This window comes from Halobacillus naozhouensis (genome assembly GCF_029714185.1).
GTDB lineage: Bacteria > Bacillota > Bacilli > Bacillales > Halobacillaceae > Halobacillus_A > Halobacillus_A naozhouensis.
Window position 1 is genome coordinate 244980 of the sequence record NZ_CP121671.1, and the last position, 19600, is coordinate 264579.

A 19600-nucleotide genomic window follows, 5' to 3' on the forward strand; every position below is an offset into this window, starting at 1 on the left:
TAAATTTAAACGAAATCCCCCTTGAATACCCAAAGAGGTGAAAGCTATGAGTATAAACATTAGAAAATTCGCCAAAAAAGATTGGACCGAAGTGAAAGAAATCTATCAATTAGGAATTGCTACAGGCAACGCTACACTGGAGGCAGTTGTTCCAGCCTACGAAACGTGGGTTTCTTCCGGCGACCCTGCGTGCACTTTTGTTGCATATACAGGTCAAGAAGGGAGTATCTTGGGATGGTGCAGGTTAGCTCCAGCTTCTACACGCAAAGTATACGAAGGCGTAGCTGAGGTGAGTGTGTACGTTCACCCGGCTGAAACTGGTAAGGGTATCGGAGGACTTTTGCTTGAAAAGTTAATTCAAGCGTCCGAGCAAAAAGGCTACTGGACGTTAACAGCAGGAATCTTAGTTGAAAACACCAGCAGTATTTCATTACATAAGAAGCATGGATTTAAGGAGATAGGCGTTCGTGAAAAAATAGGCAGCTTACATGGAGTATGGCGTGATGTCCTCCTTTTAGAAAGGAGAAGTCGGATCGTTAACTGGAATACTTTTTAAATTATGGGAGTTAGGGAATAACTGAAGAAAAAAGGAGCTCACTATGATCATTCGATTTGGGTATGTAGCAATGGCTACTTCCTTATATGATGCTAGTCCATCTAAAACGATGACCTTTTCTCGTTACAAACAACTCGGGGAAGAGCAACGAGATAAGCAGCTTAAGAAAATTACGAAAGCCAATTTAGAACATACAAAACGTGCATTACATTATAATATTGCCCATCAAATTCATCTTTACCGTCTCTCATCGTCCATTGTCCCCCTTGCCACTCACGAGGAGGTTAATTGGGATTATCTCACCCCTTTCCAGCAAGAGTATAAGGAAATCGGACAGCTTGTAAAAAAGTATCAAATGCGGACAAGCTTTCATCCTAATCAATTTACACTTTTCACAAGTGATAAAGAACATGTAACAACAAATGCAGTCAAGGATATGGAATATCACTATAATCTGCTGGAAGCGATGGGTCTTGAGAATGAATCCCATATCAATCTTCACGTAGGGGGAGCCTATGGTGATAAACCCTCAGCTATAAAGCGATTTCACGAAAACCTTAAGCAGCTTCCTCCACGGATTAAAGAACAAATGACACTTGAGAATGACGACAAAACGTACACGACTAGCGAGACGTTAGCTATTTGTGAAAAGGAAAGCATTCCGATGATGTTTGATTATCATCATTATATGGCAAACCGTGAGAAGGAGGAGAAGCTCGTAGATCTGTTGCCATGTTTCTGTCAAACATGGTCGAAAAGCTCCCAACCTCCTAAAATCCATGTCTCTTCGCCAAAATCAGAAAAGGCCTATCGTAGTCATGCTAATTATGTTGACATTGATTTTATTAAGCCTTTGCTCAAAGAATTAAAATCCCAACAGGTGGATGTAGATTTTATGATTGAGGCAAAGAAGAAGGATAAGGCGGCTTTGCAGTTAGTTGAGGATGTGGGAAAAATCAGGGGGGTGAAACGGGTAGATGGAGCTACGGTAGAAATGTGATGGGGATACAAGCAAAAAACAAAAAACCACCCATTACCAATAAGAGGTAATGGGTGGGGTAATATGACTTTAGTCTTCTACAATAAACTCAAAGTCACCTTCGAATTTAACATCTTTACCTAGTAACATACCGCCAGTTTCAACAGCTGCATTATAAGTCATGCCGTAAGCTTCACGGTTTACCTTTCCACTAACCGCAAAACCAGCAACTGTGCTTCCATCAAGTGGACTCTTAGAAGTGCCGTTGTATTCTACGGTAAATGTTTCTTCATTTGTCTCGCCTTTGATCGTAAAATCACCAGTAACTTTATATTCATCATCGGATACCTTTTTAACAGATTTACTTTGAAAAACCATGTTTGGATATTTCTCAGCTTCGAAGAAATCACCAGCTTTTAAGTGTCCGTCACGGTCTTCATTACCTGTATCAATAGAAGTAACAGGAATTGTTACTTTAATACTTGATGATTCAAGATTAGAAAGATCTCCACTGAAATCAACGTCGAAATCCTGGAATTCACCTTTTGCTTTAGAAACTACCATATGCTTGATTGAAAAATCTAAACTGCTGTGTACTTTATCTAGTGTTAATGTTGCCACTCTAATTCCTCCTAATTTTATTGGACAGACCAATATTTTAAATATTTTTCTCTTTATTTTGGAGATTATCCCCTAATCACTTACCTTATGTAAGTAACTTTACAATACATATTGATAATCGTCAAGAGATATCTCGAATTCGAGTAAATTTTTTAGTTTTAATCACTTGTAACTCTATCATTCCTGTTGTTGATTATTTTTAAACTTTCTAATATTGTCGCTGGCAAATCCTTTACTCGTCGATGAGACTGGGTACTTTTATATTGAGATATAAGGTAGGAACCCTCTCCTTGTTTGGAAACAATGGAAATAATTAATAGTGATATCCTTTACAGACGTGTGTTACCTTTTAAAATGATTAAACATCAAGGAGGTAAGTCATGTTGTTTAAACAAATGATGATTGCAGCGATTACAATCGCCTGTTCATTGACGTTTTCAAGCCAAGTTTTTGCTCAAAACAATGCTCATACCGTTCAAAAAGGTGAGTCTTTATATATTATTGCAAATCAGTATGGAATTTCTATAGATCAGCTTAAAGCCATGAATAACATCGAGAAAAATGAAATTTATTCTGGTGAACAGCTGAAACTTCCTGTTACCCCGGATGAATCCGGAAAAGACCTGCTAGCCAGGTTAGTGGAAGCAGAGGCTAAAGGGGAAAGCTATGCGGGTAAGGTAGCCGTAGCCACGGTTGTGCTCAACAGGGTCTCAAGCGATCAATATCCTGACTCTATTTATGGGGTTATTTATGATGGGTATCAATTCTCTCCTGTTTTAAATGGAACGATTAATCAGCCTGCAAGCGAGGAATCTAAGCGTGCGGTTGAAGAGGCGCTAAATTATCAAGGGTATGACAACGAATCTCTGTTTTTCTATAATCCTGATAAGGCAACTAGTGAATTCCTGAGTGATCAGGAAGTAACTACAGTGATTGGCAACCATGTTTTCCTTAGATAGTCCACCTTAAAATAAGAAAGGCACACTCTCAATCCAGGGAGTGTGCCTTTTTGCTATTCCATATTTTTTAGCATATTTTCGATAATGAAAGAGGAGTTATTGATAGCTTGCTGTTTGAAATCTTCCCATTTCATAACGGCTTCATCCCCCGCATCATCTGAAGCAGAGCGAATGACTATATAAGGAACATCATTCAAATAGGCTACTTGTCCAACTGCTGCTCCTTCCATTTCTACTACGTAGGCATTAAATGTTTCATAAATCCATTGTTTTTTTTCGGCACTGGCGATAAATTGATCTCCTGTTGCAATCAGCCCTTTAAAAACGTCGACCTTATCTGGCAGTTTTTCTGTCGCTTGTTCTGCAAGGGCAATGAGGTCTTTATCTGCTTTGAAATATCCTTTGTCTAAACGTGGGATGACTCCGGGCTCGTAACCTTTTGCAGTTTCATCCATGTCGTGCTGAACTGTTTCGGTTGAGATGACGATGTCTCCAAGGCTTACACCGGGATGAATGGCTCCAGAAATTCCGGAATTAATAAGCTTGTCGGCATTGAAGTGGCTGACTAATAGCTGGGCAGCCATGGCGGCATTTACTTTACCGATACCCGATTGGACGAGGACGATATTTTGGCCCTTTAATGTTCCTTCATAAAAGGTCATGCCTGCAATATCTTTCGCTTTCTTTACTTCCATATCGGAATGTAAGATTTCAATTTCTTCTTTCATGGGGCCGATAATGCCAACGATTGTTTCGTCGGTCTGCTTTTGTGAATCATTTGATTCGGCCGTGGCTTTTTGCTGTTCTTGTTGTGAGCATCCAATGAGCAGGATACTTAAGAAAATAAATAAGATGGGATAAGTGCTTTTTTTCAAAAGGTTCATGGCTGGTCTCCTCCAATGATGATTTTTAATTTATATAAAACAATTACTTACTGAGCTCTGGAAGTTCTTTGTTAGTTAAATTTCTACCTGAATGTGCTGAAAAGTTTCTACATCGAACAGACCTAAATCTGTTAATTTCAGTGATGGAATGACAGGCAGGGTAAGGAACGACAGCGTCAAAAATGGATCGAATTCTCCAGCAAATTCTAAAGCAGACAGAGCTTGTTTTAGTTTTATGAGGTCCCGATTTACAGTATGGTAGTTTTGGTCAGACGTTAATCCAGCTATGGGCAGGGTAAGGGAAGCAACCGTTTCCCCGCTCTTAATAATAACAAGGCCGCCACCGAGATTATGGACCACATCAATCGCCTTTAGGATGTCTGTATCGTTTGTCCCTGTTGCGACAATGTTATGGGAATCATGGGCGATCGTAGTCGCAATTGCCCCTCCTTTTAACCCGAATCCTTTTACTACTCCTAATCCGATGTTTCCAGTATTCTGATGTCTTTCTACCACAACAATTTTAAGTTGATCTTTCTCAATGGAAGGGATAAAAGAACCGTCTTCGAGATGTACGTCTTCTATTAATTTGTTCGTCGTTAATTGATTGGGAACCACTTCGATAATGTTCCCCTTACCTGATTTACGGAAAGGGATTTGCAGATCCTTTTGACTTAGTTTGGGGATATGTACACTATGTTTGAATGGCTGAGTTAGCTTTGCTTTTGTGGGCCAATCGCTCACATAGTCACCGTTACGGGCGACAAGCTGTCCGGATTTAAATACTTGTGAAATTGTAATAGATTCTAAATCGTCTAAAAGTAAAAAGTCTGCGTCATAGCCGGGGGCGATCGCTCCTTTTTCATGTAACTTGTAACACTCAGAGGCATTCAAAGAGGCCATTTGAATAGCGGACAAGGGCTCGATTCCGTGTTGAATAGCTAAACGAACATTGTGGTCAATACTGCCCTCTGCTACCAAATCATCCAGGTGTTTATCATCCGTACAAAACAGACAGCGTCTTAAATTATTTTGATTTACGACAGGGATTAATGTAGGTAAATCCTTAGCAGCAGAACCTTCTCGAATTAAGAGGTACATTCCGCGTCTGAGGCGTTCTACGGCATCTGAAGCAGTGTGGCATTCATGATCTGTTCTAATTCCTGCTGATTTATATACATTTATAGCATTTGTATCTAAGCCAGCCAGATGGCCATCTATTTGCTTGCTATCAGAAGACGCCATTACGATTTTGTCTATGATCGAATCATCCGCGTTTTGCAATGCAGGATAATCCATCACTTCAGCTAAACCAAGAACACGGTTATGGTTGTAAAATGGTTCCAGATCAGCAGCAGTTAATTCGGCACCGGAGTTTTCGACTGAAGTAGCTGGTACGCATGAGGGAAGCATAAAAAATACATCGAGCGGGATATGATCAGAGTCATCCAGCATAAACTTGACCCCATCTTTGCCAAAAACGTTCCCGATTTCATGTGGATCTGTCACAACGGTTGTGACTCCGTGCGGAAGGATGACTTTCGCAAATTCAGAAGGCGTCACCATGGATGATTCGATATGGACATGCCCATCAATAAATGCAGGGCAGACATAACGGCCCTTGGCATCGATAACTTGTTTTCCGTGGAACTCCCCGATCCCAACAAACACCCCATCAGAAATGGCAAGGTCACCTGTGGTAACTTCCAGGTTGAATACATCGATAATTTGCCCGTTTTTGATGACAATGTCTGCCGGGATTTGTTTAGTAGCAATAGCAATTCTCTTTGTTAGTTTTTCTTTATCTGTATTCATGGATATCCTTCTCCTTAAAATAAAAAACCCCAGGAAGACCCGGGGTTTGACATAGAGAAGGCAACTGGAGTTTTTGCATGATGAATGCGTAAGATTCCAGTTGCCCTCGTAGTCAAACCATTTACGGTAGTTTGGTAGAAACTTCTGGACCATATCTCCAATATTATACGAGTGAATGTTATAAGATTTTTTCAATGATTAATTCACATTCTATAAGGCATATATAAGTTCGTCAATGCTTTACGAAGAGTTTGAAAATTAGCTTTATTCCTATTTAAAGGTTAGAGTCCCCAGGTTTTGCTTCCGTCACATAAGTACCGGCAATAAAGTCATGAATGGCGCGATTATCTTCCCTGAGTCCTACCATAAAGGCACTGACAATGAGTCCAATTCCCAGTGTCAGTAAATAAACGAGTCCACCTACGATCAGACGCAAGAACATAGTCCAGAGACCGACATTGCGTCCGTCAACCTTTACTATCCGAATACCCATAACCCTTTTTCCGACCACATAACCATTCCAAAGAACAGGTACAATCAATGAATAGGGGATAATCACCCAATCGGTGTATGAGCTGTTAAAATCCCAGCCAAATAAGATCACACCAAGCAGGGAAATAGGTATTACAACAAGGAGGGAATCCAGTATATTAGCACCAAGGCGTTTCCAAAATCCTACTGTTTGATACATAAAATCTTCCTTTCTAGTAACATACGACTATTGTACGACCCCGCACAATTGTAATGCAATTAGAAGAGACAGTTTCATAACTCGGGTTAAAAGGTATGGAAAGACATAGCTGTAAAGGAGGCGGAATTCGTGAGAAATATTTTTTCAAATGAAGCTCTTAAGAAAGAACATATTCTGATTACTGGGGCTACAGGAGGAATTGGGTATGCCACAGTAAAAGCAGCTGTTCAAGCTGGAGCTCATGTAACGATCACAGGACGAAGAGAGGAGAATTTAAATGAACTTAAGAATGAGTGTGAAGACGTAAACGAATCTGTACATGTATATGCTCATCCTGCTGACCTTAATGATGATAAAAGTCGTAATCAATTAGTTGAACAAGCGGTGAAGGAAAACGGGCCAATTACGGGTCTTGTCAATTCAGCGGGAGTGGTTGGCGGTGGTCCTCTCGACAACTTAACGGAACAAGATCTTCGCCAGGTGATGGAGTTAAATTATTTTTCTACCGTACTTTTCACCCAACTTGTCTATGAAAGAATGAAGCCTCAGAAAGCAGGAGCCATTGTCAACTTGTCCTCATTATCAGGACTGCGCGGTACGTATGCAAACACAGCCTATAGTGCCTCGAAGTTTGCTATAACTGGATTTACCCAATCTTTCGCTGTCGAAGCAATTGAACACAACATTCGGGTAAATGCCGTTTGTCCAGGTTATGTCGATACTGATATGGGTCGAGACTCCATTCGTTCCAAAGGAGAACGGAATAAAAGAAGTTTTGAAGAGCAATTAAAGGTGGCGGAAGACGGAATTCCTTCTAGTAGGATTTCTACAGCCGAAGAAGTAGCGAATACAATTGTGTTTTTGTTGTCAGAGGCAGCCGGGAACATCGTCGGTGAGTCTGTAAAAATTTCTGGTGGAAGTGTAATGAGGTGAAAAAATACAGGAAGTTGTTTCCAAAGTGAAATAGTTTTGCTATCCTTTAAGTGAATGGTCCAAAAAATTTTCAACAATTGAATAGGAAAAAAGCTAGGGGTGCCAGGCATGTGGCTGAGAGGAAGAGTAATTCCGACCCTTTGAACCTGATTTTGGTTAGAACCAGCGTAGGGAAGCTTCCGAGACTCAATGTATTGTGTAATGCATAAGGTTAATTCGAAGCTCACCCTAGCGCAGGTGAGCTTTTTTTTATTGAAAAATGAAGGAGGAGGAGATGTGATGAAGGATCCATTGGTCATTGCAGGGGAAGAGATTGAAAGTCGTTTGTTTACAGGGACTGGGAAATTTGCGAACCATAATGAGATGCACGAGGCAATTGAACAGTCTCATTCACAAGTGGTTACAGTAGCGATAAGAAGGGTGGATTTAACTGGTTCCGGCAAGCATATCGTCAGCGACATTCCTAAAAAGGTGACCTTAATGCCGAATACTTCAGGGGCGAGGACGGCTGAAGAAGCGGTGCGGATTGCCCGGCTTGGAAAAGCTAGCGGAATGGGCAGTTGGGTGAAAATTGAGGTGATTTCCGATCAAAAATACCTTCTGCCGGACAATGAGGAGACAATTAAAGCCACGAAAGCGCTGGTTGAGGAGGGGTTTGTTGTTCTGCCTTATATGAGTCCTGATTTAATGGCCGCTAAACGTATGGAAGAAGCTGGGGCAGCTGCCATCATGCCGTTGGGGTCCCCAATTGGCTCCAATCGGGGGATCCGCTTGAAAGAAATGATTCGGATTATGATTGACGAAATCCATGTACCCATTGTGGTGGATGCAGGTATTGGCAGGCCATCTGAAGCTGCGGAGGCGATGGAAATGGGAGCAGATGCTGTGCTTGTGAATACAGCTATTGCTACTGCGGATGACCCTGTGGCTATGGCGAAGGCTTTTGACATGGCCGTTAGAGCCGGAAGATTAGCTTATCGGACAGGGCTTGAGCCATCATCAATTCAGGCGAAAGCTTCTTCCCCGCTTACAGGATTTTTAACGCCAACAGGAGGTGGGGATCAATGAGTTTCTATAACGTATATGAAAAGCTGAAAGACCAGCCGTTTCACACATGGTTTAATGAGGTGACAACGACTGACGTCGAGAAAGTTTTGCGAAAAGACCGACTAACGGAATCGGATTATCTCACTTTACTGTCCCCTGCCGCGGAAGGATATATAGAAGAGATGGCTCAGAAAGCGCATCGAGTCACATTGCAGCACTTTGGCTACACGATGCAGCTGTTTCTACCGCTCTATGTGTCCGATTACTGTGTAAATACATGCAAATACTGCAGCTTCAGTGTCGATAACGTTTTCCCTAGAAGGCGGTTAACGATGGAAGAAGTAGAAGAGGAGGCTCAAGCGATTGCAGCAATGGGGATTGAACAAATTATCATTCTCTCGGGAGAGTCCCGTATTCATTCATCTGTTGATTACCTGACGAAAATTTTGAAGGTGCTTAAGAAGTATTTCTCATCCGTAGGGCTCGAAGTTCAGCCGATGGATCGGGAAGATTATGAAAAATTAGTGGGGAGCGGGATTGACGCTCTGACAGTTTTTCAAGAAACCTACGATGAAAATATATATCGTGCTTTGCATACAAAAGGGCCGAAGCGGTTTTACAACTATCGATTAGACACACCAGAGAGAGGGTGTCAGGCTGGAATGAGGTCTGTCACGATTGGTGCTCTGCTTGGTCTTAATGATTGGCGTAAGGAAAGTTATATAGCTGGATTGCACGGACATTATCTTCAAGATAAATACTTGGAAACTGAAATTGGGATGTCGTTCCCAAGGGTTCAGCCGAATGCGGGGAGCTTTCAACCCGAAGTTCATGTAACCGATAAAAATATGGTTCAGGCTATGCTTGCGTTCAGGTTATTTCTACCACGGGCAGGTATTATAGTATCAACGCGTGAAACTCCCCAACTACGCGATCAACTGATTCCGCTTGGGGTGACCAAAATGTCGGCTTCTTCCTCAACTGAAGTTGGAGGATATGCTCAACCTGAGGAGACTCAGAGCCAATTTGAGATTTCTGACGAACGTTCTGTCGAGGAGATTCGTCAGTTGCTTCATAAAAAAGGATATCAACCAGTTATGAAAGACTGGCAAATCGTGTAGAGATGGAATTTCATGTGATCTCAAATGGCAAATGGCCAATGAATCAGTTCGCTGACAAAATCGCCCCGCTTCATGGTGAGGATGTATTTTTTCATATAAGGGAAAAACGGAGGAGTGCAGAAGAAATCTCACAGGGAATCATCGAGATGCGGAAACGAGGAACAGCGTCTGAACAGATTGTTGTCAATGACCGTGTAGATATTGCGCATTGTTTTGGAACTGGGGGCGCCCAGCTCACGAATCAAAGCTTAAGCGTAAGAGATGTGCTTCAATATTTTCCTTCCTTACGAATTGGAAAGTCCGTGCATTCCATTAAAGAAGCTCAACAGGCAGAAGGTGAGGGGGCTGATTACGTTATGTTCGGTCACATTTATCCGACTTCCTCAAAGCCAGGCAAAGAGCCGCGGGGATTGAGGCTGTTACAAGAGCTGACCGATTCGGTTACGTTGCCGGTTATTGCGGTAGGAGGGATTAAACCGGAACATGCTCCGGACATACAAGAGGCTGGTGCAGCAGGGATAGCGGTTGTATCTGGTTTGTTGGATGCAGACGATGCGGTGAAACAATATGAGTGGTACAGGAAAGGATGGGGTTCATGATGACCATACAGGTAAATGGAGAATCTCTAAAGTGTCCAGAAAACGTTATGACGTTGACGGATCTCTTAGATTTTTACAAGTTGGATGGACAAATGGTGATCATTGAGTATAATCAAAAGATTGTACAACGGAAAAGGTATTCGAATGTTTACTTACAAAAGGGTGATCGGATTGAATTGGTTCATTTTGTCGGAGGCGGTTAAGCTCAATTGAAATTAACTCTATTCTGAAAAAGGGGCTTCTCCTTATGGGAATCACCCTTCGCTCTTTACCTAGTTTTCACTTACCATAATACTTCATCTAATACATGTCTGATGAACAAGTTTTGTCAATGTTACATTCTTGTACTTCTCTTCTATAGTATATTGCCAATCGACGTTACAATTAATGTAAACATCAATGGTATTTTCCTGTCCTTCTAGTTAGGTATAAATTTTTAAGGATGAATAAGGGAGGGCAAAGTTCAGAAACTAATACTGAGTTGCCAGCTGGAAGGAGGGAAAATAATGACGAATAAAGAAAAAGAATTTAATAATCAATTTAAGGAAAACAAGAATAATGGGGAGCATCGTAATGGTCGTTTGAGCCAATTTAAAAATCATAATGATGGGCACGGAGAAGAACCGAATGAGTACATTAGCAACAAGAAAGAAGAATAATATAGACCTCTAAGTGTTCGTTTGTGGTCTATTTTAGCGCAAATTTCTCCTTGCTTCCATGAATCGTTGACACCTGTAATCAAGAAACTCCTCTGTCATATTATCCATTATTTGGATGACCTGAGGTGGGGATATTTGGGATACCAACATATAAAAAGAAGCTGCTTCCGCTATGTGAAGGGAAACAGCTTCTTCTTTAAAGTCATTAATCTTCTTCTGCGAATAGTTTAACCTTTCTCTCTGTTGTTTTCTTTTTGAGTACTCTGTTTACATAGTCGTCACTAATGGCTGCAATTTCTTTATGCAGGAAGATGAGCGGTATAATGTTGGCCAGAACGACAAAAGCAAGAGTGATATCGAGGAATTGCCAAATTAATTGGAGACCTCCAATCGCACCAATAAATGCCGATACAATATATATGATTCTCATGACCTTGGCTGCCTTCAATCCATACAAGTACTCGGCCTGTTTTTCACCATAAAAGACCAGAATACCTACTGTTGTTATGATAAAAAACAGTAGAAAAATGGATACGAAAGCCCCGCCAAATACATCACCCAATTCAGTTGCAAAAGCAACGTTAATCATATTGGATGCATTCCCTGCACTGACATCTTTCCAGGCCCCTGTTACTAAAACTACAAGTCCAGACACCGTACAAATTACAATGGTGTCGATAAATACACTAAAGATTCCCCACATTCCTTGTTTAGAAGGGTGATCCGTCTGCGCTGCGGAATGGGCAATTGGTGCAGTACCGATCCCGGCCTCATTAGAGTAAAGACCACGGGCGACACCCCAACGTAGTGCTTCTGCAATTCCAGCTCCGGCAAATCCCCCAACAGCCGATATAGGGGTAAATGCGTTCGTAAATATTAGACCGAATACCTCTGGGATTTGACCAATATTTACAAAAATCACATATAAACCTACTCCGAGATAAATGAGAACCATGGTAGGTACGACTTTATCCGTTACCGTGGCAATTCGCTTAATCCCGCCAAAAACAACTAGTGCTATCAAAGCACACATAGCAAATCCAGTTAGATAGACAGGCCAGCCAAAAGCGCCTTCTGTCTGTGTGGCAATGGAATTGGATTGTACCATTACACTAGGAATCAGTTCGATCATTAGTAAAAAAGCAAAAGCTGAAGATACCCATTTCCATCCAAGGGCCTTCTTTATGTAATATTGCGGTCCGCCGACCCAGACATTATCCTCGTTCTTTTCCCGGTACTTGATCCCGAGCATAACTTCCGCATACTTTGTGGCCATCCCAATCAAGGCCACGAACCACATCCAGAATAAAGCTCCTGGTCCACCTAAAGCAATCGCTACAGGAACCCCAACAATATTTGTGGCGCCTGCTGTTGAAGCCAAGGCTGATGTGAAGGCTTGGAAAGGAGAGATCGTCCCGGTATGTTTATTCTTCTTAAAGATTTGTCCTACGGTTTGCTGAAGAACGTGACCAAAGAAACGAAACTGGAAAAACTTTAAGCGAATGGTTAGAAAAATTCCTCCGAAAATGAGAATGATGGACAAAAGATACGTCCATAGAAATCCTGATACATTTGCTATTGCTGCTTCAAAAAAGCCCCAAATTTCAGCCAAAAAACTTACTCCTCTCTAAAAATGGTATATCCTTATATTCCCTATTTCAAATCAATTAAACAAAATTGAGGCAATTTTCTGTTTGAAGGTAAATACTGCCACCTCAGGTCATCCATATTATGGATGACCTGAGGTGGCAGTATTTGGATGTGATATGATGTAAGAAGTGAGGGGGGATATATATGATTATTCAGCAAAATCAGTTTCACGACCATAATATGAGTAAGCTTATTAAAGGGGCTGTGGTTCCACGGCCTATTGCCTGGGTTTCTAGTCTCTCTAGCCAGGGCGTTCGGAACTTAGCGCCGTTCAGTTTTTTTACAGTTGCGTCTATGAATCCCATTACTCTCTGTTTTTCCGTAGGGGCAGAAGGACGGGCGAAAGATACATTGGTAAACATAAGAGAAACAGGACAGTTTGTGGTTAATATCGTATCTGAATCTCTCGCTAATCAGATGCATGAAAGCAGTAAAGCCCATGAGTCCGAGGTAGATGAATTCAAAAAAGCAGACCTGAAAGCAGCAGAAAGCAAAACGATCCAACCACCTCGGGTGATGGAAGCGCCAGTTAATATGGAATGTGAGCTTGACCAAGTCATCGAAATTGGAACGAACCATCTCATTCTCGGGAAAGTGGTATGCTATCATATTCAGGAAGATGTCTATATGGAAACAGATAAAGTGGATCCATATAAACTTGCGCCGGTTGGGAGAATGGCTGGTGATTACACATATGTTAAAGAGTTCTATAAATTGCCAACATCAGAATAAATCATAAGCACTTGACCTCTTCTAAAGGACAGGTGCTTTTTTAATGGCATAGGAAATTATAAAAATATTTGGCTGTGGAAGTGGAGGCATCTGAATGATTTCCATAAGTTTAATAAAAAATGACTTCTCAAATTTAATTCCATTATATATACTGTTACTGTACTACGATTAATAATACAGTTGGTACAGTAATGGATTTTGGAGGTGTATTTATGTTCGAGCTGGATATGAGGAGCCGTAAGCCTATTTATGAACAGCTTGTTGAAAAACTAAAACATCTCATTATCAGTGATGTTTTACAGGAAGATGAGAAGCTCCCATCTGTCCGCGAGCTGGCTCAGGAACTGACGATTAATCCTAATACGATCCAAAAAGCCTATCGTGAACTCGAAATACAAGGATACACTTATTCCGTTAAAGGGAAGGGGAGTTTTGTTAATCCAGCTTCTCCATTTAAGGATAAACACAAATTAGAAGAAGTACGCTTAGAACTAAGGAAATTGTTTGCCGAAGCGATATACCTTGGTATGACGGTACAAGAAATTAAGGCATTGGTTGAGGAAGTAAAGGGAGGACCTGATCATGATTGAAGTGAAGAATATTACTAAATCATTTGCAAAAGAGATGGTTGTGAACAATGTGAGCTTTGGTGTGAAACAAGGGTCGATTTACGGGCTTCTTGGTTCAAATGGTGCTGGAAAAACAACTCTTATGCGTTTAATAAGTGGAATTCTTAAGCAGAACTCAGGTACAATCCGCATGTTTGACGAAGACGTATTTGAGAATTTACATGTAAAAAATAGACTTGTCTTTATTCCGGATTCTCTTTATTTTTTTCCACAATACAATGTGAAACAACTTGCTAAATATTATAAGGAAATGTATCCAGATTGGAGCGAGGAACGTTACGAACAGCTCAAAAAGATGTTTAATTTGGATGAAAATAAGAAAGTACACCAGTTTTCTAAGGGGATGCAGAGACAGGTCGTGTTTTGGTTGTCGATGTCAGCTATGCCTGACATTCTAATCCTGGATGAACCGTTTGATGGCCTTGATGCCGTAATGAGAAAGAAAATAAAGAATCTAATTATTCAAGATGTAGCAGAGCGTGCAATGACGGTCCTTATTTCTTCTCATAACCTGCGGGAAGTAGAAGACATCTGTGACTACATAGGTATTTTGCACAAAGGTGAAGTGTTACTTCAGAGGGATTTAGACGATTTAAAAACGGACATCCATAAAATTCAGGTTTCCTTTAAAGACTTCGATATGGCCCCACTTAAGCGCAGGTTGAATATTTTATATCACGAGAAGCGAGGAAGTGTCCATCTCCTAATTGTCAAAGGGAAAGAGGAGGAGGTAAGTCATACGGTGGAAAAATATTCGCCTGTCCTGTATGACCGTTTGCCCCTAACCCTCGAGGAGATTTTCATCTATGAATTGGGAGGTGCAGGGTATGCCATCGAAACCATCACTGTTTAAGAAAGAGGTTATCAAACAGGATTTTAGAAACATCGGCTGGATCGGAATCGTTTATTTACTAGGGTTGCTGTTCACATTGCCGCTTCAACTGATGATGGACATGAACAGTGAATTCAGCAGAGAAATGTATTATGATAATGGGCTGTTTGACCCGTTATTTTTGTACGGAATTCAAATAATTTTTTTATTTGTTATGCCCGTACTTATGGCTATTTTCCTCTTTCGCTATGTGCATGTCAGGGAAGCGGCTGACTTCATTCACAGCCTGCCAATTAAGAGAGGCTCTTTATTTAACTACCATATAATCTCGGGAACAATTCTTTTGATTGCTCCGATTTTAATTACAGGTTCAATTCTCATTATTTCTCATTGGATATGGGATGTAGGAGACTATTATACTCTTAGTGATTTAGGCTATTGGGTGTCTGTTTTTGTGATATTCTCACTTTTTCTATTTATAACTAGTGTTTTTGTGGGATCACTGACTGGATTATCTGCCGTACAGGGTGTATTAACGTACGTTTTATTAGTGTTACCCGCTGGGGGGTATGGATTAATTTCCTATAATCTGAAATTTTTCGTACAAGGTTTTTCCATTGATAAAGCAATGACCCAGGCTATTGAAAACTATTCACCTCTCCTTGAATTTGCAATGTATCAACCTAGGGGACCTATTGGTACAGAGGTGAGTCCGCCTATCGGTTTTGTAGGGTTAGTCATTTATTTTGGATTAGCTCTCCTGTTATACGCAGCCGCCTTATTGATCTATAGAAAACGAAATATCGAAAATGGCAGTCAGGCTTTCGCAGTTCTCACTCTTCGGCCCGTGTTTAAATATGGGACCACCTTTTCCGTCATGTTGCTTGGAGGTTTATATTTTAGTAGCTCGCAATTGAGCTACTCCTGGTTATTTATCGGCTATGCCATAGGGGCGTTCTTTGGCTTTGTCATTTCTGATATGCTTCTACAAAAAACATGGCGTGTCTTCCATATCCATAAGTTAAAAGGGATAGTCAGTTATACAGCAGTAGTAGTTATTCTTATTTTAGCAGTGCCTATTATTGCAAGAGGGTATGAATCTGCCGTGCCTCCAAAAGATGACATTAAAAATGTGTACATGGGCACCAGCTATTCTGAATATCAAGGGAAACTCGAATTAGGTGCCCCTTTTATTCATAAACCAGACAACGTTGAGGCTGTACGAAAAGTACATCAGGAGTTAATCGATGTAGCTGAACCGATGGAAGGCGGGAGGCGTACTATCTTCCTGGCCTATGAGTTAAATAATGGGGAAAAAGTTTTTCGTGAATACCATGTGAAAGAACAGCGTAGGCTTCCCTATATAGAAAAAGTTTATAACAGTAAGGAATATAAATGGATGACTTACGATGCATTTCATGTAGACCCCTCTAAGATAGATCGGTTGACCCTTCATTCCCCTATCTCTCAAGGGGGCCCCGTAAATATTGTAGATCCTGAAGAAATAACCCAGGCACTACAGCTTATTAAGAAGGATATTCTGAACCAATCTTATAGAAATATGAGAGGGCCTAATGGGTTATCTATTAGTTTAAACATTGAGGAAGGATATAAACATCATAATGTCCAAATCCCTATAAGTTTTACGAACTTCAAGGATTGGCTAAAGGATAAAAATTTGTATGCCAAAATGTTTCTACAAGCAGATCAGGTTCATAAAGTAGAAATAATCAAGATGAAATCACCAATGAGAAGAGGAGAGAGCCCTTATGATCTCTTGCTAGGGGAAAGTGGACTAGAAACATCAGATAATGAAAAAATTGCTGAGGTGATTTCTGCTGCTAGTGAATCCGCAGGGGGCGATTATCTAGTAGGTTTCTATATAAGTGAGGATGAACTTTTTACGGTTGCCACCTTAGAAGCAAGTGAAGCACCCGATTGGATTATGGACCAATTTAAATAATGGTTAAGAGAGGAAATATAATGATGGATGAAGATTTTGATGAGCTCTATCTAACCTATTATAATAGAGTCTATTATTCAGCCTATCGAGTTACTAAGGATCAATGCTCTGCAGAGGACGTCCTTCAGGAAACGTTTATAAAAGCCTACCGAAATTCCGACCAACTCAAAGACGTTGAGAAAATCGGGGCGTGGTTGTCTACTGCAGCTACCAGAACAGCTATCGATCTTTTGCGAAAAGAAAGAAAGTATGTGGTAACGGAGATCGAAGAGGTTCCACTGAGAGTAGGTGAAGTTGCTTCGTTTCGTTCAACCGTAGAAGAGTCTTGTGAGCAGCGGGAACTGGAAGAAGAAGTATGGAAAAGTACAAGTTCTTTGTCCCCGAAATTGAAGGAGATCTTTAAGATGAAATATTACTTTTATTTTAAGGAGGCTGAAATTGCCAAGCATCTACAGTTATCGCCGTCTGCAGTGAAGTCAAGGCTTTACCGAGCAAGGAATTACATGAAAAAACAGGTGGAAGGCTTGACCGAACACGATCAAACCGCATGAAAAAACCCGCTTCTGGCGGGTTTTTATATTTCTGGAGTTGGAGTTGGCTCGGCATAACCTTGTTTGTACTGTGCATCGATGTTCTCTCGAATTTCCTGCACCGATTTGCCATTTTGGTAGTCAATCATAGCCTGAGCGGCAATTTCTAAACAGACTCCACATTTTGTTCCATGATCGTCCCAAACAATAGCTCCGTTTTCTTTGTTGTCATGTATGAAACAGTCGTAATTATTCTTATGGCCGACAGATTCACCACAGCCGCAGTAGCATGGTATTTGCTCTAACAGTTCTTTATGCTGAGAAGCTGATGTATAGATAAGCTGCATATTTTCAGGCTTATTTTTTAAAAACTTTGGCATTACCTCATAACTTGGTGTTTTAACTCGTTTATCCCCCATAACTATTTCACTTGAATGTTGGTGTTGTGAGTGAGTTTCAGGTTGTGATGGGGTGGAGGATTGCTGAGTTTCTTCTGTATGATTGCTTGAACAACCTGCCATCAAGCTGCCTACTAAAAAACCGATGACGATCAAAAGCTTTACTCTCATTCGTTACTCTCCTTTCAGGTAACACTTGCTTCTATCTTAGACGCTACTGAGGCGGAGGGCAAGCAGGTAATCAAAAATTCGAAAATAGACCTAAAGAAACCAGCAGAGAACTGTGGGTGACAGCAGGATGTTCAATCATGCAAAATTAAGGGTATAACAACTAAGTAAATCGTAAGGAAGGGTGATTGTATGCGAAACATCGCTAAAGAAGGAGATCAATTTGTGATGAAGGAAGATGGCAATCGTATTGCAGAAATTTCTGTTGTACCTTCCGGGAGTGACCGGCTTATTGTGGACCATACCTTTGTTTCGGAAGCGCATCGTGAGGAAGGGAATGGCGAAAAGCTTGTGGAAAAGGTTGTTCAATTTGCACGTGAGGAGAATAAAAAGATCATTCCCCTATGTTCTTTTACTAAGAATGTGATGGAGCAGAATGAAGCTTATCATGATGTCCTAATTTAACCCTCCTAAATGAAAGGATCCTCCTGAAATTCATTTGAATGAAGTTCAGGAGGATCCTTTTAGGACAGCAGGAAGCGGATCAGTTCGACGTTGACACAGGAAGTGCGTTCTTAACCCAACTTCCTTTGAATACAAACTTAGTAGAACGTCCTCTCATGCTTATCGGGAGTGTTTACTCGTTCATTCGGCTAATGTTTCAACGATTTTATCAATAGACATACTATGAGCAATTACACCATCAATCGTCCAGTGACTTGGCTTGTTCATAACATAAATTTGATCTTTTTCAGCAGCAGGGATACTCTGCCAGACAGAGCTGTTCTTGAGAGTTTCAAACCCTCCTTCCCCTTCAGATCCAATCAAAAATACATGATCTGCCTTGAGCTGTCCCAATTTTTCTATCGACATTGGCTTCCATTGGGCGCCCGCTTCAGGAAGGTTTTTAATGAATTCCGGCTGTGTAACACCCATTTCGCTGTAAACTACTTCGGCAATATATCGGTTGTTTTCAAAAACAAAAAACTGGTCGCCTTTGGTCCATATAAAAGCAACTGATTCATCTCCAATTGCTTCTTGCAGGCTTGTTTTAGCCTCTTTTACTTTCTTGTCAAAATCAGCGAGTATTTGTTCAGCTTTGTCTTGTTTCCCTAGGATTCTACCCATTCGTTTCAGCTGATCTCTCCAGTTCGAACTTACTTCTTCTTTATATACATAAGTTGGAGCAATCTTGCTGTAATCTTCGTAACTGCCATTTTGTAAGGAAGAAGGGGAACTGAAAATCAGCAGATCCGGTTTATGTTTAAGTACTTGTTCGAGCGGCATATCCCAGGCAATCTTAGGAACTCCTTCAAGCTGTGGCTGCAAGTAGTCAAGAACATCGCTGCCTATTGACCATTGAGCAGCAGGGGTTACTCCAAGAGCTACTAAAGAATCTTCTAAGTAGGGAGCAATAATTCTTTCCGGATTGGCCGGTATGGTTACTTCACCGGAAGCATGCTCAAGGGTACGTTCTTTGTTAGCACCTTCCTCTTTATTAGTTGAATCAGATGTACCTTCCTCATTGCCGTTCCCGCAGGCTGTGATGAAAGTCAAAACGAATAACAGGCTAAACATTATACATATTTTTTTGTTAAACATGAGGCTCCTCCTAATAATGATGATTATATACGATAATGATAATCATTTTCATTTGATCAGTCAAATCTTATTTTAGTATGGCGATAAGACCTTGAATTATGAGAAGGAGAATTATATACTAGTTTAAGTGATAATGATTCTCATTTCAGATGATATAAACGATTTACAGCTTGTGGGGAACTAGAGAGGGTTGAATGACGTGGGAGAATTGGACAAGGGTCGCATAGAAGGA

At 40.9% G+C, this 19600-nt stretch carries 22 protein-coding genes and 2 riboswitches; of the genes, 15 read left to right on the plus strand and 7 right to left on the minus strand.

Annotated features, from left to right (window positions below; all coding sequences use genetic code 11):
- Positions 1 to 46 precede the first annotated feature (46 nt).
- The gene (locus tag P9989_RS01430; protein ID WP_283077067.1) at positions 47 to 556 is read left to right on the plus strand and encodes a GNAT family N-acetyltransferase; all 510 of its coding nucleotides are present in this window, start codon (positions 47 to 49) and stop codon (positions 554 to 556) included.
- A 43-nt stretch (positions 557 to 599) separates the two neighbouring features.
- Positions 600 to 1556 carry a UV DNA damage repair endonuclease UvsE gene (uvsE, locus tag P9989_RS01435; RefSeq protein WP_283077068.1) on the plus strand — a complete coding sequence of 319 codons (957 nt, stop codon included), beginning with the start codon at positions 600 to 602 and terminating at the stop codon, positions 1554 to 1556.
- A gap of 69 nt (positions 1557 to 1625) precedes the next feature.
- On the opposite strand, the gene P9989_RS01440 is transcribed toward uvsE, so the two are convergent.
- Positions 1626 to 2156, minus strand: coding sequence for a YceI family protein (locus P9989_RS01440; RefSeq protein ID WP_283077069.1), 531 nt, complete (start codon positions 2154 to 2156; stop codon positions 1626 to 1628).
- Between the two features lie 380 nt (positions 2157 to 2536).
- Here P9989_RS01440 and P9989_RS01445 point away from each other — a divergent pair, with 380 nt between their 5' ends.
- Complete coding sequence (locus tag P9989_RS01445) at positions 2537 to 3115, plus strand: cell wall hydrolase (protein WP_283077070.1); 579 nt, start codon at positions 2537 to 2539, stop codon at positions 3113 to 3115.
- Between the two features lie 53 nt (positions 3116 to 3168).
- Here the strand turns inward: P9989_RS01445 and P9989_RS01450 are convergent, their stop codons facing one another.
- From P9989_RS01450 to P9989_RS01460, 3 genes are all read right to left on the minus strand, one after another.
- Positions 3169 to 3999 (minus strand): 5'-methylthioadenosine/adenosylhomocysteine nucleosidase, encoded by an 831-nt coding sequence (locus tag P9989_RS01450; protein ID WP_283077071.1) that lies wholly within the window; start codon positions 3997 to 3999, stop codon positions 3169 to 3171.
- 75 nt (positions 4000 to 4074) lie between these two features.
- Positions 4075 to 5814, minus strand: coding sequence for an adenine deaminase (gene ade, locus P9989_RS01455; protein WP_283077072.1), 1740 nt, complete (start codon positions 5812 to 5814; stop codon positions 4075 to 4077).
- Between the two features lie 89 nt (positions 5815 to 5903).
- A riboswitch (purine riboswitch) is annotated at positions 5904 to 6005 on the minus strand.
- Between the two features lie 83 nt (positions 6006 to 6088).
- Positions 6089 to 6505, minus strand: coding sequence for an RDD family protein (locus tag P9989_RS01460; RefSeq protein ID WP_283077073.1), 417 nt, complete (start codon positions 6503 to 6505; stop codon positions 6089 to 6091).
- A 129-nt stretch (positions 6506 to 6634) separates the two neighbouring features.
- Between P9989_RS01460 and P9989_RS01465 the strand changes: the two genes are divergently transcribed.
- The 6 genes from P9989_RS01465 to P9989_RS01490 all read left to right on the plus strand — a co-directional run bounded on the left by P9989_RS01465 (position 6635) and on the right by P9989_RS01490 (position 10864).
- Complete coding sequence (locus P9989_RS01465; protein WP_283077074.1) at positions 6635 to 7438, plus strand: SDR family NAD(P)-dependent oxidoreductase; 804 nt, start codon at positions 6635 to 6637, stop codon at positions 7436 to 7438.
- Between the two features lie 85 nt (positions 7439 to 7523).
- Positions 7524 to 7629: riboswitch (TPP riboswitch) on the plus strand.
- Positions 7630 to 7717: 88 nt separating this feature from the next.
- Complete coding sequence (locus tag P9989_RS01470) at positions 7718 to 8506, plus strand: thiazole synthase (RefSeq protein ID WP_283077075.1); 789 nt, start codon at positions 7718 to 7720, stop codon at positions 8504 to 8506.
- Positions 8503 to 9606 carry a 2-iminoacetate synthase ThiH gene (gene thiH, locus P9989_RS01475; protein WP_283077076.1) on the plus strand — a complete coding sequence of 368 codons (1104 nt, stop codon included), beginning with the start codon at positions 8503 to 8505 and terminating at the stop codon, positions 9604 to 9606. Before P9989_RS01470 ends, thiH begins: the two co-directional genes overlap by 4 nt.
- Before the next feature lie 2 nt (positions 9607 to 9608).
- A complete protein-coding gene (locus tag P9989_RS01480; RefSeq protein ID WP_283077077.1) occupies positions 9609 to 10205 on the plus strand; it encodes a thiamine phosphate synthase in 597 nt (198 codons plus the stop codon).
- The gene (gene thiS, locus P9989_RS01485; protein WP_283077078.1) at positions 10202 to 10408 is read left to right on the plus strand and encodes a sulfur carrier protein ThiS; all 207 of its coding nucleotides are present in this window, start codon (positions 10202 to 10204) and stop codon (positions 10406 to 10408) included. The genes P9989_RS01480 and thiS overlap by 4 nt, the downstream gene beginning before the upstream one ends.
- A 303-nt stretch (positions 10409 to 10711) precedes the next feature.
- Positions 10712 to 10864: a hypothetical protein gene (locus tag P9989_RS01490; protein WP_283077079.1), complete on the plus strand. Its 153-nt coding sequence runs from the start codon at positions 10712 to 10714 to the stop codon at positions 10862 to 10864.
- Positions 10865 to 11069: 205 nt separating this feature from the next.
- Here P9989_RS01490 and P9989_RS01495 read toward each other — a convergent pair whose 3' ends face one another.
- Positions 11070 to 12476, minus strand: a complete 1407-nt coding sequence (locus P9989_RS01495) for an alanine/glycine:cation symporter family protein (protein WP_283077080.1) — start codon at positions 12474 to 12476, stop codon at positions 11070 to 11072.
- A 182-nt stretch (positions 12477 to 12658) separates the two neighbouring features.
- Between P9989_RS01495 and P9989_RS01500 the strand changes: the two genes are divergently transcribed.
- The 5 genes from P9989_RS01500 (at position 12659) to P9989_RS01520 (ending at position 17221) form a co-directional block, all read left to right on the plus strand.
- Positions 12659 to 13246, plus strand: coding sequence for a flavin reductase family protein (locus P9989_RS01500; protein WP_283077081.1), 588 nt, complete (start codon positions 12659 to 12661; stop codon positions 13244 to 13246).
- Positions 13247 to 13458: 212 nt separating this feature from the next.
- The gene (locus P9989_RS01505; RefSeq protein WP_283077082.1) at positions 13459 to 13836 is read left to right on the plus strand and encodes a GntR family transcriptional regulator; all 378 of its coding nucleotides are present in this window, start codon (positions 13459 to 13461) and stop codon (positions 13834 to 13836) included.
- Positions 13829 to 14728, plus strand: coding sequence for an ABC transporter ATP-binding protein (locus P9989_RS01510; RefSeq protein ID WP_283077083.1), 900 nt, complete (start codon positions 13829 to 13831; stop codon positions 14726 to 14728). The genes P9989_RS01505 and P9989_RS01510 overlap by 8 nt, the downstream gene beginning before the upstream one ends.
- On the plus strand, positions 14703 to 16670 hold the full coding sequence (locus P9989_RS01515) for a DUF6449 domain-containing protein (RefSeq protein WP_283077084.1): 1968 nt from the start codon (positions 14703 to 14705) through the stop codon (positions 16668 to 16670). The genes P9989_RS01510 and P9989_RS01515 overlap by 26 nt, the downstream gene beginning before the upstream one ends.
- A 20-nt stretch (positions 16671 to 16690) precedes the next feature.
- Positions 16691 to 17221, plus strand: coding sequence for an RNA polymerase sigma factor (locus tag P9989_RS01520; RefSeq protein WP_283077085.1), 531 nt, complete (start codon positions 16691 to 16693; stop codon positions 17219 to 17221).
- A 23-nt stretch (positions 17222 to 17244) separates the two neighbouring features.
- Here the strand turns inward: P9989_RS01520 and P9989_RS01525 are convergent, their stop codons facing one another.
- A complete protein-coding gene (locus P9989_RS01525; protein ID WP_283077086.1) occupies positions 17245 to 17769 on the minus strand; it encodes a PCYCGC motif-containing (lipo)protein in 525 nt (174 codons plus the stop codon).
- Between the two features lie 189 nt (positions 17770 to 17958).
- Here P9989_RS01525 and P9989_RS01530 point away from each other — a divergent pair, with 189 nt between their 5' ends.
- The gene (locus tag P9989_RS01530; protein ID WP_283077087.1) at positions 17959 to 18231 is read left to right on the plus strand and encodes a GNAT family N-acetyltransferase; all 273 of its coding nucleotides are present in this window, start codon (positions 17959 to 17961) and stop codon (positions 18229 to 18231) included.
- 180 nt (positions 18232 to 18411) lie between these two features.
- Here P9989_RS01530 and P9989_RS01535 read toward each other — a convergent pair whose 3' ends face one another.
- On the minus strand, positions 18412 to 19368 hold the full coding sequence (locus P9989_RS01535) for an iron-hydroxamate ABC transporter substrate-binding protein (protein ID WP_283077088.1): 957 nt from the start codon (positions 19366 to 19368) through the stop codon (positions 18412 to 18414).
- Positions 19369 to 19600: the final 232 nt, after the last annotated feature.